We start from the raw sequence: 12,639 nt of genomic DNA on the forward strand, positions 1-12,639 counted from the left end.
TTACATCTATCCAAAACAAAACAACAATGGCTACACTCATTGATTTAATAGGCAATACGCCTATGGTTGAAATAAAAAAGCTAAACCCAAATCCCAACGTAAAAATATTTGCCAAGCTGGAAGGCAACAACCCCGGCGGCAGCGTAAAAGACCGCGCATCGCTCAACATGATCCGCAGCGCCATTGAGCGGGGCGATATTAAACCCGGCACTAAATTAATTGAGGCAACCAGCGGCAATACAGGCATAGCGCTGGCTATGATTGCGCGGTTATTTGATTTGGAAATTGAATTGGTAATGCCATCAAACTCCACCCGCGAACGCACCCTTACCATGGAAGCTTTTGGGGCCAAAGTAACCCTGTTAGAAGGCATTGAGCTTTGCCGCGATTATGCCGAAGAAAAAGCCGCCACTGGTGAGTTTTACCTGGTAAACCAGTTTGCCAACCCCGATAATTTTGGCGCTCATATAAAAAGCACCGGCCCCGAAATCTGGCGCGATACCGAAGGCCAAATAACCCATTTTGTAAGCGCCATGGGCACCACCGGTACTATAATGGGCTGTTCCATCTACCTAAAACAACAAAACCCCGATGTACAGATAGTGGGCTGCCAGCCTACCGAAGGTTCATCCATCCCCGGTATCCGCAGGTGGCCGCCTGCTTACCTGCCTAAAATATTTGACGCATCAAGGGTTGATAGGGTTATGGATATCTCGGAAGAAGATGCCACCCAAATGGCCCGCAAACTGGCCAAAGTTGAAGGCGTATTTGCCGGTATGAGCAGCGGCGGCGCGTTATCAGCAGCTATAAAGCTGGCATCTGAACTCACCGAGGGCATAATCGTATTTATTTGCTGCGACCGTGGCGACAGGTATTTAAGCAGCGAGTTGTTTGGATAATTGTTGGGGAGTTGAATTCGGCATTCAACAAAAAGCCTGAAATTTTAAGCGAAAAATAATCCGGCTTAAAATTTCAGGCGAAATAGTTTATCATCCCCAATTAATATGTTACTTCCCCAATTCGTAGTTAATAACTACGGTTGGTAATAAAGTAGCGTTATCAAGCGGAATTTGGTTATCGGTAGTTATTGGCTTGCGTTGGGTATAAAAATCAAACATGCGCTTCTCTAAAATCTTGCCCGGAACAGCCGGTGGAATAAAGCCAATAGAAAAAGGCAGCACAAAATCATGAACCTTTTCATGATCAGGAATTATCCATTTATGATTCGATTTTTTGAGGGCCTCAATAATAGGCACCGTTAAAATATAATCATCGGCATAGTAGATCACGATTCTTTTTATCGCCCCTTTTTCATCAGCGGTAAATTTAAAAACCGCGGTACCGGCAGCCCTTTTTTTAATTATTTCGGGCGATACAATAACGCTGTCTTTAAAAAACGCGGTCATTACAGGCGCACCTCCCTGGAAAGGGAACGCAAGCTGGGTTTGTGCCATGGCGCAAACCGATGATAAAACTACTACGGCTAATAATATGATCTTTTTCATTAATAGTATTCTTATGTTAATGTGGTTACTTTGGCTGTGGGCGTTCACTTGGGTCGCGCTTACTGCCATCATATAACTCATACTCAAATAAACGGCAATCCAGCTTGCCATTGTAAAATTCAATTCGTCTCGACGGGCGTAAGCCTATCTTTTTTGCAAGGTCGGGGTTGCCTGTAAAAACGTATCCCCTGTACCCAAGGCATTTCTTTTTCAAAAAATCGCCCATTCTTTTATAGGTAATCTCCAGCTTGCTGTGCACACCTAAGCGTTCACCATATTCCGGGTTAAACATTACCACTCCAGGTTCCTCAGGCACTTCGGTATCTTCAAAGTCACAAACAGCAAAATCAATTAAATGTTCTACCCCCGCAGTTTTGGCATTTTTTTGGGCGATATCGATAGCGTCTTCCGATATGTCGGTAGCAATAATTTTAAACCCTGTTTCTTTCTTAGCTTTATCCTTCAATTTACGGCGCTCTACAAAAAATACATTTTCATCGTACCCCATAATGTGCATAAAGCCATAGTTCATCCTGAATAAACCAGGATGCTTATCGGTAGCCAGCAAAGCCGCCTCAATGGCCAAAGTACCCGATCCGCACATCGGATTAATAAATGTACTCTTCCTGTCCCAGTTGGTAGCCATAATGGTTGATGTAGCCAGGGCTTCCAGCATCGGGGCTTTACCGGGTATTTTACGGTAGCTGTGTTTAGCCAGCGTTTCGCCCGATGTATCCATGAAAATATCGGCCTCGTCATCCTGCCAGTACAAATGAACCAGGGTTTTATTGGCTTCGGCGCCCGAGTTGGGGCGGATGCCTTTAACCTCCTTAATCCTGTCAACAATAGCATCTTTTACCTTTACATTGGCAAACAATGGCGTAAGTATATGTTCGTTATTAACGTTTGATGTTACAGAAAAGTACCCGCTAAAGTCAATCAGTTTTTCCCATTCAATGGTTACTAATTCCTCGTACAGCTCTTTAGGATCGGCGGCTTTAAAGCTTTTTATTAAATAGAGCACCTGGCTTGCGCAGCGCAGGTTTAAGTTAAGCGCTATGGTATCTGTAACGGTACCCTTGAGCTCGACCCCGGTTTGAAAAACGCGGACCGGTGTATAGCCCAATGCTTCTACCTCCTGTTGAAGATAGCCTGACAATCTCTTATTACAGGTAATTATTATTTTACTTTCGTTGTGGAAAACTTGCATGATATTTTGCAAAATTAAGCATTAAAAACGCCCTATTTTAATTTCTTATCTATTAACTTTACATTTTAAATTATTTGAAGATTATGGAAGTTAAAGGTAAAGTACATGAAGTGTCGCCAACACAACAGGTAACCGACTCACTAAAGAAGCGCGAACTGATATTAGAATATATTGAAAACCCTCAATATCCTGAATATTTAAAATTCGAAGCTATACAAGATCGCTGTGCTTTGATTGATAATGTAAAGGTAGGCGATGACGTTGAAGTTTTCTTTAACCTGCGTGGCCGTCCATGGACTGATAAAACAGGCAAAAAAAGCTATTTCAACTCGTTACAGCTATGGAAAATTAACGTACTTGCAGGCGCAGGCGCCGCTTCTGCACCAGAATACGCAGCTCCGGCCGCCGATATCAGCTCATCAAGCGATGACGACGATTTGCCATTTTAATTGGTATATCATACATTAAAATATAAAAAAAGGCCTTACTGTGAGGCCTTTTTTTATTGTCCCTACTCTCCCTGTTTAAACACCGGCAATAGGTTAAATTTCAAAGCGTTATTATTAATTGACAATTGTTAAATTTTGTTAAATAGCCCCTTTGTTGGGTTATTTAAAATATTTTTGTTTGTTGACAGATGAAGAAACGTAGTATTGGTTTGATTATTGGCTTAATGGGGCTTGCACTTTTGGGTGTAATGGCTATGCAATTGTATTTTTTAAGGCAATCCTATCAAATGCAATCCGAACTTTTTGACCGCTCTGTTAACGAGGCGCTTAACAACGTAGTATCAAGAGTAACCAAACAGGATGCCAACAACTTTTTGAATTCAAAAGCCCAGGTAAGAGCAGCCGAAATAGATGACGCGGGAATAAAAGTTGTAAAAAGCACCGAAAACAACCCTTTTACTCCTAAACCAGCCAAGCGGCAAACCCCGAGGCAAAAAAAAATAGCCCTATTGCGCGATAGCCTTGAACGCATGATGAAGCATCAAAAACTTGATGATGAGCTAAGCGATTTACTACAGCAGGAAGGCACCGTGGATATTAAAGTGACCATGGCCCAATATACCGACGATGCGGGCATAGTGCATGCCAGCTACAAGCAACAGGTAATTGGCACACATATTACCCACACCGTAAAAACGGCCCATAAACTCCGCAAGTATGACACCTTGCGCTATGAATACCCTGACCCGCAGTTTGGCAAGCAGCTGATTTTAATACCCCGCATTAACCCCCTTTGGCAGCGCGAACAAGTGCGCAGGCAAAAGGAAAGGCAGGTTGCGCAGATCAAAAAAATGCTTGAAACCGATTCGATCAAAAACGTAAGCGTAACCACAAACCCTGGCAAGGCAAATGTTATAGCCAACCTGGCCGAAGAATACAGCAAATCGGGACAGCCGTTAACCAAACGATTGAACCCGCTTTGGATAGATACGCTTTTACGTTTTGAACTGCATAACAAGGGCATATCTTTACCCTTTAGCTACGAGGTTACTACGGCCAGCAGCGATTCGCTCATATTTTCGAGTGCTAATGACCTGGAAGGTAACAAGCCTGTGTTTATACCCGCCAATACCTATCAAACTGCTATTTTTAGCCGCGATGTGATCAACGATCCGGGGAAAATTAAGCTTTCTTTCCCGCAAAAAAACTCACTTATTCTAAGCCATATGACGGCCACTATGGCTACTACCGGCAGTTTGCTTATTGTACTGATATTTTGTTTTGGATATACCATTTTCTCAATCCTTAAACAAAAAAAGGTATCAGAGATGAAAATAGATTTCATCAACAACATGACCCACGAGTTTAAAACCCCTGTATCAACCATTATGATTGCCAGCGAGGCTTTAAAAGACCGGGAAATTACTAACGATCAAAATAGGGTATTGCGCCTTGCCAATATAATTTTTGAAGAAAACGAACGTTTAGGTAGCCATATAGAGCGGGTATTAAATATTGCCCGCATTGAAAAAAATGACTTTAAGCTTGATAAAAAACCGCTTGATGTAAACGATATGATAGCGGTTGTTTTAGATAGCATGGCGCTTAAGCTGCATAAATGCAATGCCAAAACCACACTTGAACTGGAAGCCGAAAATGCGGTGATTGTTGCCGACGAACTTCATTTTTCAAATGTGTTATACAACCTTATCGACAATGCAATAAAGTATAGTAATGAAAACCCCGAAATTACCATCAGTACGTTTAACAAAAACGGGCAGGTAGTAATTAAGGTTGCCGATAAAGGTATAGGCATGAGCCGCGATCAGCAAACAAAAATATTCGAACAGTTTTATCGTATTCCTACTGGTAACCTGCACGATGTTAAAGGGTTTGGCTTGGGTTTAAGCTACGTAAATACCATAGTAAAACGGCTTAACGGCACCATCAGCGTAAAATCCGAAAAAGAAAAAGGATCGGAGTTTGAACTTAAATTCGCGTCAGCGTAAATGAGCAAGGACTTCCGGACTAAAAAATAAAACTTTCCGACTTAAATACAACATGAAGAAAATACTACTGGTTGAAGACGATGCCAATTTAGGTTTACTGTTACAGGATTACCTGCAGCTGAAAGGAAAGTTTGATGTTGTTTTGTGCAAAGATGGCGAAGAAGGGCTGCGTACTTTCACCAAGCATGTATTTGATTTGCTGATACTGGATGTAATGATGCCCAAAAAAGACGGCTTTACTTTGGGTAAGGACGTAAGGAAAATAAACCCGACCGTGCCCATCATTTTTGCTACAGCCAAAGGCATGATAGAAGATAAAACCCAGGCCTTTAACCTTGGCGGCGACGATTATATCACCAAGCCATTCCGCATAGAAGAGTTGCTGCTGCGTATAAACGCCTTGCTGAAACGCACCAGCGGCACCGAAAGAACAGAAGAGGAAAAACAAACCAGCTTTAAAATTGGCCGTTACGCGTTTGATTATACCTCCCAAATCATCACCATTGGCGAAGCCATCCAAAAGCTATCAACCAAAGAAGCAGAATTATTGCGGTTGCTTTGCATGCGAAAAAACGAAGTGCTTACCCGCGAAGAGGCCTTGCTGAACATCTGGCATGACGATAATTACTTTAACGGCCGCAGCATGGATGTGTTCTTAAGCAAAATTCGTAAGTATTTAAAAGATGATCCTAATGTCGAGATCATTAACGTACATGGGCGGGGTTACAAATTGTTGATTAATTAGCACCCTTCTTCCTGGTGATTGCGTGTATCGGAGTGAATTAAAGTCCTCGTTTCTTATACGGCAATCAGTACAATAAATTAATTTTTTAAACCAAAAAGAAATTTAATTCATCCTTATTATCAGCGGGTTGGCTTTTCAGGATAAAATTAACATAACATTTTACGGCCGCGAGTCGTTAAATCCACTTATTTAATAATAAACGGCTTAAAGATATACTCGTTTCAGGGTATTGATTAACTGGCTTTTATAATTATATTTGTTTACTGATTAATTTATTAAATTCAGACAAAAGGCTCAATGAGATATCTTTTACTAATTATCTTATGCTCCGTAAGTATATCCGCATCGGCACAATGGTGGGTAAAACCGGCTAAAACCATCGGGAATGTATTTAAAAAACACGAACGATTTCCGCTGATTGCCGATGTAAAAGACCACTCCATTGGCAGGCTACCCGCAGCACAAATAGCTAAACATAAAATTACACCCGTTAGCCTGGAGCTTGCTTCCTATTCGCTTTATCTGCATGAGATGGCGGTAATGAAAACGGCCCAGCATAATATGCGGTTCAGGGTTTACAATGCCGCCAGCTACAATTTTAGCGATCTGGCGCAAATGTACCTGAAGCAAAACCGCTTATCTGAAGCTAAATGGTATTGGCTGCAAAGCCTATTGATATCGCGCCAGCAAAGTGACGACAAACACACCATCACCAGCTTAATGGGCCTGGCAACATGCAAAGCAGGCTACGGCGATTTTACCCAGGCCATGCAGGATTTAAATGAAGCCCGCGATATAGCCAATAACCACGGCTTTACAGCCGATGTTGCCAGCATTAACAAACAAATGCGCTATCTGCAAGACAATAAAGATAACCCCAGGGCAGAGATACGCTATGCAGAAACCGCTGATCAGGAACCTAAAAAGGTGATTAAATAATTTTTTTTATGTAACAATAGCGTAAAATGCCATTGCTTGTATACTACAAGTAAAACATTATCGTATAATTGTTATTGTTATTAAGAGACAGCATTTTGACTGTCTCTTTTTTTTACATTAGCAATAATTATTATTAGGCACAAGTATTGATGTTTTACACCATTCCCGATTTAACTACAGTAAAAAATATGTTTAAGAAAGTATATTTATTAGTATTACTGGCTGCTGCTCTTGCATGTAAGGCATCGCCATCAAAACCAGTTAAGGTTGCAGCCTCAGATCTGGAACCGGATGAACAACAGGTTATCGTCTGCAAAAAAATCGCCGAGCTGATTACCAATTACAATTATAAAAAGGTTGAACTAAACGATTCGATATCCACAATTGTATACAATCGGTATATCAAATCATTAGATGAAAATCATAGTTACTTTTTAGCTTCGGATATCAAGGATTTTGAAAAGTATAAAACCGTGTTGGATGATGACATCAAAGAGGGCAACCTGAACGATGCTTTTTATATTTTCAACGTATTTCAAAAAAGATACATCGAACATGTAAACTACTCGCTGGCACGTTTAAACAAAAGCTTTGATTTTGATAAAAAAGAATCATTTGTTTATGACCGTGATAAACTACCGTGGCCTGCCAACCAAGCCGAAATGGACGATATGTGGGGACAGCGCGTTAAATACGATCTGCTGAACCTGAAAATAGCCAGCCCGGATATGGCTAAAAATAAGGAAACATTGAAAAAACGTTATGAAAACTTATTGAAGCAAGCCAATAAACTATCTAACCAGGATGTTTTTCAATACTTTATGGATGCCTTTACCGAGGCCATTGACCCGCACACCAATTACTTTAATCCATCAAACGCAGCCAATTTCAACATTGAAATGTCGCGTCAGTTAGAAGGTATCGGCGCTTCGCTTTTGGTCGAAAACGAATACGTAACCATCAAATCGATAGTACCGGGCGGCCCTGCCGACAAAAGCAAACAGATCTCTATCGATGACCGCATTGTTGGGGTTGCACAAGGCAAAGAAGGCGAGTTCCAGAACGTAGTTGGCTGGAGGGTTGAAAATGCTATCGCCCTGATTCGTGGAACCAAAGGGACTACGGTAAAGCTTGAGATTTTACCTGTAGGGGCAAGCGCAGGCAGCAAGCCCAAAGTTGTAGAAATGGTACGCGAAAAAATCATTTTAAAAGATCAATCGGCCAAAAAAGAGATCCGTACTTATAACAACAATGGCAAAGCTGTTAAAATAGGGGTTATATCTATCCCCGCGTTTTATATCGATTATAACGACTATAAAGCCGGAAACCCGAACTATAAAAGCACTACCCATGATGTTAAATTGCTGTTGGATAGCCTGAAACAGGAAAATGTTGACGGAGTAGTGATTGACCTGCGCGAAAACGGTGGTGGCTCGTTAATGGAAGCTATTGAACTTACTGGCTTGTTTATTAAACAAGGGCCGGTAGTACAGGTTCGCGATACTAAAGACCAGGTAGATGTAGAAAAAGACGACGATCCATCAGTTACATATTCAGGTCCGTTAGGTGTGTTGGTCGACCGTTTCAGTGCTTCAGCATCTGAAATTTTCTCCGGCGCGATACAGGATTACGGCCGCGGATTAATTTTGGGCACGCAAACCTATGGTAAAGGTTCGGTACAAAACGCAATTGACCTTGACAGGATTTTAGGTTCGCCCCTGCGTGATAAAATCAATCAACTTGCCAATACAGTTACCCCAGGTGCAAAAAAAGGCACCATGAAGGTTTCAACCGGCAGCCAAAGCACTTATGGCCAGCTGAATTTAACTATAGCTAAATTCTACCGTATCAGCGGCAGTTCAACCCAGCATAAAGGTGTTATGCCTGATATCCAGTTTCCGTCTTTAATCCCACTGGATAAATATGGCGAGGATACCGAGCCATCTGCCATGCCTTTTGATGTAATCGAGAAAAGCGATTTCACTAAAGCCGGCGACTTTACCGCGGTATTGCCAGAGATTAAAAAAATGCACGACCAACGAATGGCATCAAGCGATAGCTATAAATACATGCTGGAAGATATTGCCGACTTCAAAAAGCACGAGAACGAAAGCAGCGTAACCTTAAATGAAGCCGACCTGAAAAAACAACGTGATGCTGATGAGCAAAAAGCGCTGGAACGCAACAATCTGCGCCGCGTAGCATTGGGCCTTCCCGCACTTAAAAAAGGCGAAAAAAGACCCAAAGACGAGGATCTTGACTTTGTAAAACGCGAAGCAGGCCAAATCATGACTGACTACATCAGCTTAGGATCGAAATTTACGAGTGTGAAACCTTAGTCAGATGTGCAAATTTCAGATATGCAAATGTGCAGATGAATGAAAAAGAAAATGGCCTTTCAGTAATGAGAGGCCATTTTCTTTTATAAAAATAATATACAAGACCGTACATCAAACATCTGCACATTTAAAATCTGAAATCTGCACATCTATAATCTGCACATCCGCGGCCCTACCCCAATATCTCCTTTATATCATCCGCGGTAAGCGATTTGATAAAACTCTCCTCGGTGGTTATTAAAGCGCGGCTGAGGCTTAATTTGCGTAGTTGCAGGGCAAGTATCTTTTCCTCAACAGAATCTTTGGTGATGAATTTATAGATGAATACGTTTTTGGTTTGCCCAATGCGGTGAGTACGGTCAATGGCCTGTTGTTCAACAGCCGGGTTCCACCAGGGGTCAAGTATAAATACATAATCAGCCTCAGTAAGATTAAGGCCAACCCCGCCTGCTTTTATCGAGATCAGGAAAACCCTGGTCTTCTTATCTTCCTGGAATTGCTTAACCACATCGCCGCGGTTTTGGGTACCGCCGTCAAGGTAAACATATGATATTCCTTCGCGTTCCAGGTGCTCGCGGTAAATGGCAAGCTGTTTCACAAACTGCGAAAATATTAACACCTTGTGCCCGCCATCCAAAACACTGGCCAGCGTATGTACTACGTTTTCGAATTTCCCGCTATCGCCTTCGTAATCCTTATCAATCATGATGGGATGGTTGGCTATCTGCCTTAATTTAATCAGGCCCTGCAGCACCTGTATCTGTGTTTTGGCAAAGGTGCCATCCTCCAGGCTCTTCAACAGTTCGTTGCGGTACTCTGATTTTATTTTTTCATACACAGATGATTGCTCCTCGCTCATTTCGCAGTAAAGCAGGGTTTCAGTTTTTGGCGGCAGTTCGGTAGCAACCTGTTCTTTGGTACGGCGCAGTACAAAAGGTTTAATAAGCGCCTGTAGCTTACGGGCCTTATCCTCATCCTTTTTCTTTTCTATAGGCGTTACAAATTCATTCTGGAAAAACTGCTGGTTGCCCAGCAAGCCCGGGTTTATAAACGACATCTGTGTCCACAAATCATTAACCGAGTTTTCTACCGGTGTACCGCTCAATATCAGTTTAAAACGGGCTTTCAGTTGTTTAACCGCCTGGAATGATTTTGACGACGGATTTTTAATGTTCTGGCTCTCATCCAGTATCACGTAATCAAAAAAATAATCCTTAAACATTTCAATATCTATCCGGCTGATGCCATAGGTGGTAATAACCACATCATAATTGGCAAACACATCTGCCGATCGGTACCGAAGTGTGCCGGTATGTACCATTAGCCTTAGTTGCGGTGTGAATTTTTTTGCTTCGGCAAGCCAGTTATAAATCAACGAGGTTGGCATAATAACCAATGATGTGCTTTTGCTGCCCTCCGCTTCGGTAACTTCTTTGTGTTTCTGTAGCAGCGCCAGGGTTTGGATAGTTTTACCAAGCCCCATATCATCGGCAAGGCAGCCGCCAAAATGATATTGCTTTAAAAAGTGAAACCAGTTGTAACCCGCCTGTTGGTAAGGCCGTAGGTTACCCTGAAAATTTACAGGCATCTGCACCTCTTCCAATTCTTCAAAATTGGTTAGTTTCTGCAGTTTGCGGGTCATGGTAACGTTGGCCATTTCACCTTCGGCCAGGTCATTAACCAGGCCAATATGGTGGCGGCGCAGTTTTAAGTCGTTGCCACCTTCAGTAAAATGCAGCAGGTTGCCATATTGCGAAAACCATTTTTCGGGGATAACCGCAATTTCGCCCGATGGCAAAATAAACTCCTTTTTATGGTTAAGAATGTGGTTTTTAAGCTGTATGAAGGGAATACGGTACGGGCCAAACCATACAATGGCATTAATATCAAACCAATCGTTGTTTTCGGATACCTCAAGGTCTATTTTGCTGTTTCCAAAAACGTACCGCTTTTGTCCCTCGGGTTGTTCTATTTCAAAGCCCTGCTCTATTAACTTATCGTGGTACTGGTTAAGCCATTCAAATACCGAAAAGGAGTGGTCGGCATCCTCATCGTGCTTATTATCAACTTCCAGGTTTTGGAACAGGCTGGATACCGTTTTAAGGCCCAATTGCTCCAGCTGTGCCATTTTGCCCTTTTCCCAGGTACCCGAGCGCTTAATACGATGGAACAGGTAATCATCCCCATTTTTTTCCATCCTTACCGATACCGTGCGTCCATCGCCATACGGGAAAATATATCCCGCATATTTAAAATACAATTGTAACTGCGATGTGCCGCCCTCTACATAAATAGGTTTTAAAACAGGCTGGGCATCGTACTTTTCGGTATTTATAGTAAACCCTTCGGCGTATACATTGTGTTTCTCTATCAGCGGGGCAACAAACTTTTCAAAATACGATTGCTCTGACGACCGGGGGATTGCTATATAGCGTTTATTCAAAAACGGCACCAGCTTTTTACCTTCTATCTCTTTATCAAAAAAATACAGGGTATCGTCAAGCAGCATCCAGGCCGGGTGGTTGCAAATAATCTCGGCATTTTTAAACATGAATTCGATGCGCATCCCCTGGTATTTAATCGTCGGGAAATACCGTATCTCCTCCTCATTTCGCCTGAAATGGAATAGCACGCTTGCCGGTTCGGTAGCTATCTGCAGCTTGCGCTCGCCAGGATAACCTTCCTTGCTCATCTGGTAAACCTTTTTATTGCCCAACAGGTTCAGGGCCTCGGCCATTCGCTTTTCCAGCTTGGGGCGAATGGTATCAAACAAGGCTTCGTTAAAAATTTTGGCAAAAAACTCAAAGGGGCGAATGGGCTTTTTATAAAAGCGCTTAATCACATTCCCCTGCTCCATCTCCTCCAAAATTTTGATGAGCTTAATATCAACCTCATCAATACAATGAACAAACTCTTTAGCCGTATTTGAAAATAAACGCTGGTGGGTTAATGAAAATTCGCCGTTGGGGTTAAGCTGAACGATGTGTGGCTCAATTACATAGCCAAGGTAATCATGCTTTGCAATGGCATAAATAATCTGGCATGGTTTTGTACTGTCGACTCGTAGCATTAACTTTTGATAAAAAATTATTAGAAGCTACATCAACAAAAAATTCAAACGTAATCAGAATTTGGGGGAAATGAAAGGATTTTTTGTTTTTTAATTCAGTTGCGGTGATTTTGGTGTAAGGTGACAGGGCAAACGCATTAAAATGATTCACTAATTGGCGATTAAATAAACACCTGATAGTCAGATATTTATGTTGTTTTTGTGATTGTATTTATGTATATTTATCTGACAATCAGATGGATACAAAAAATAAGACAAGTACTATTTTCGCTTATTTTAGCGAAATGCAAGACTTCCGCATTGACAGAAAAAAGCAACATCTACTAACAGATATCATTACAATTACTATAGCCGCTGCATTATGTGGTATTGA

At 41.8% G+C, this 12,639-nt stretch carries 10 protein-coding genes; 7 read left to right on the top strand and 3 right to left on the bottom strand.

Annotation, left to right across the window (positions count from 1 at the left end):
* Window positions 1–26 precede the first annotated feature (26 nt).
* A complete protein-coding gene (cysM, locus tag AC1DXF_RS22505; RefSeq protein ID WP_477450948.1) occupies window positions 27–899 on the top strand; it encodes a cysteine synthase CysM in 873 nt (290 codons plus the stop codon).
* Window positions 900–1,007: 108 nt separating this feature from the next.
* Here the strand turns inward: cysM and AC1DXF_RS22510 are convergent, their stop codons facing one another.
* Both AC1DXF_RS22510 and AC1DXF_RS22515 read right to left on the bottom strand, forming a co-directional pair.
* Window positions 1,008–1,505, bottom strand: coding sequence for a hypothetical protein (locus AC1DXF_RS22510; protein WP_477450949.1), 498 nt, complete (start codon window positions 1,503–1,505; stop codon window positions 1,008–1,010).
* 25 nt (window positions 1,506–1,530) lie between these two features.
* Window positions 1,531–2,715 carry a THUMP domain-containing class I SAM-dependent RNA methyltransferase gene (locus tag AC1DXF_RS22515; protein WP_477450950.1) on the bottom strand — a complete coding sequence of 395 codons (1,185 nt, stop codon included), beginning with the start codon at window positions 2,713–2,715 and terminating at the stop codon, window positions 1,531–1,533.
* Window positions 2,716–2,798: 83 nt separating this feature from the next.
* On the opposite strand from AC1DXF_RS22515, the gene AC1DXF_RS22520 reads away from it, so the two are divergent.
* The 5 genes from AC1DXF_RS22520 (at window position 2,799) to AC1DXF_RS22540 (ending at window position 9,196) form a co-directional block, all read left to right on the top strand.
* On the top strand, window positions 2,799–3,164 hold the full coding sequence (locus tag AC1DXF_RS22520) for a DUF3127 domain-containing protein (protein ID WP_477450951.1): 366 nt from the start codon (window positions 2,799–2,801) through the stop codon (window positions 3,162–3,164).
* Window positions 3,165–3,352: 188 nt separating this feature from the next.
* Window positions 3,353–5,173, top strand: coding sequence for a sensor histidine kinase (locus AC1DXF_RS22525; protein ID WP_477450952.1), 1,821 nt, complete (start codon window positions 3,353–3,355; stop codon window positions 5,171–5,173).
* A gap of 52 nt (window positions 5,174–5,225) precedes the next feature.
* The gene (locus AC1DXF_RS22530; RefSeq protein WP_477450953.1) at window positions 5,226–5,918 is read left to right on the top strand and encodes a response regulator transcription factor; all 693 of its coding nucleotides are present in this window, start codon (window positions 5,226–5,228) and stop codon (window positions 5,916–5,918) included.
* A 297-nt stretch (window positions 5,919–6,215) separates the two neighbouring features.
* A complete protein-coding gene (locus AC1DXF_RS22535) occupies window positions 6,216–6,857 on the top strand; it encodes a tetratricopeptide repeat protein (protein WP_477450954.1) in 642 nt (213 codons plus the stop codon).
* 188 nt (window positions 6,858–7,045) lie between these two features.
* Window positions 7,046–9,196: a carboxy terminal-processing peptidase gene (locus AC1DXF_RS22540; protein ID WP_477450955.1), complete on the top strand. Its 2,151-nt coding sequence runs from the start codon at window positions 7,046–7,048 to the stop codon at window positions 9,194–9,196.
* A 172-nt stretch (window positions 9,197–9,368) separates the two neighbouring features.
* On the opposite strand, the gene AC1DXF_RS22545 is transcribed toward AC1DXF_RS22540, so the two are convergent.
* Window positions 9,369–12,266, bottom strand: a complete 2,898-nt coding sequence (locus AC1DXF_RS22545; RefSeq protein WP_477450956.1) for a DEAD/DEAH box helicase — start codon at window positions 12,264–12,266, stop codon at window positions 9,369–9,371.
* 236 nt (window positions 12,267–12,502) lie between these two features.
* Between AC1DXF_RS22545 and AC1DXF_RS22550 the strand changes: the two genes are divergently transcribed.
* The coding region (locus AC1DXF_RS22550) for a transposase family protein (RefSeq protein ID WP_477447689.1) at window positions 12,503–12,639 on the top strand (137 nt) is incomplete at its 3' end.

The organism is Mucilaginibacter sp. P2_A5 (assembly GCF_056404995.1).

Bases quoted from the DNA above. Each gene is read 5' to 3' on its own strand.
- AC1DXF_RS22530 (WP_477450953.1), top strand. From the start codon at position 5,226: ATGAAGAAAATACTACTGGTTGAAGACGATGCCAATTTAGGTTTACTG.
- AC1DXF_RS22520 (WP_477450951.1), top strand. From the start codon at position 2,799: ATGGAAGTTAAAGGTAAAGTACATGAAGTGTCGCCAACACAACAGGTA.
- AC1DXF_RS22540 (WP_477450955.1), top strand. From the start codon at position 7,046: ATGTTTAAGAAAGTATATTTATTAGTATTACTGGCTGCTGCTCTTGCA.
- AC1DXF_RS22545 (WP_477450956.1), bottom strand. From the start codon at position 12,266: ATGCTACGAGTCGACAGTACAAAACCATGCCAGATTATTTATGCCATT.
- AC1DXF_RS22515 (WP_477450950.1), bottom strand. From the start codon at position 2,715: ATGCAAGTTTTCCACAACGAAAGTAAAATAATAATTACCTGTAATAAG.
- cysM (WP_477450948.1), top strand. From the start codon at position 27: ATGGCTACACTCATTGATTTAATAGGCAATACGCCTATGGTTGAAATA.
- AC1DXF_RS22535 (WP_477450954.1), top strand. From the start codon at position 6,216: ATGAGATATCTTTTACTAATTATCTTATGCTCCGTAAGTATATCCGCA.
- AC1DXF_RS22525 (WP_477450952.1), top strand. From the start codon at position 3,353: ATGAAGAAACGTAGTATTGGTTTGATTATTGGCTTAATGGGGCTTGCA.
- AC1DXF_RS22510 (WP_477450949.1), bottom strand. From the start codon at position 1,505: ATGAAAAAGATCATATTATTAGCCGTAGTAGTTTTATCATCGGTTTGC.